A 397-nucleotide genomic window follows, 5' to 3' on the forward strand; every position below is an offset into this window, starting at 1 on the left:
TCCCCGTCCCAGGGAAGATGTTGATCTATACCCAAGTCATTGACGATTCATCCATTCCCAAAGCATTTACGTTTCAGCTGGTTGGGAGCTCTATTCCCGCTTCACGTGCAAGGCTGTAATCTTTGACGATGGAATGGATAATCCTTCGAATCCTATCTGTATGGGGGGCCTATCTCTTGTTGAATCGACCGGTGATTGGCATCGATGTCGCTAAAGAATTCTGCGTGTATGCAGCCCTTTCGCCAAACGGCAGTCCCTACGAAAAGCCTTTTAAGGAGTACAACACCAAACAAGGTCTTCTTTCGGCTGTGGACAAAATAAAAAAAGTGGGCCATACATTTCAGAGTGATCCGCTCATCGCCTTAGAATCCACAGGTCACTACTCTCAACGCATCGT

General features: G+C 47.1%; 1 protein-coding gene. It reads left to right on the plus strand.

The annotated features are described in order from the left end of the window. Positions 1-176 precede the first annotated feature (176 nt). Positions 177-397 (plus strand): IS110 family transposase (locus tag ALO_RS19835; RefSeq protein WP_040294032.1); only part of this gene is annotated, 221 nt, incomplete at its 3' end.

The organism is Acetonema longum DSM 6540 (genome assembly GCF_000219125.1).
GTDB lineage: Bacteria > Bacillota > Negativicutes > Sporomusales > Acetonemataceae > Acetonema > Acetonema longum.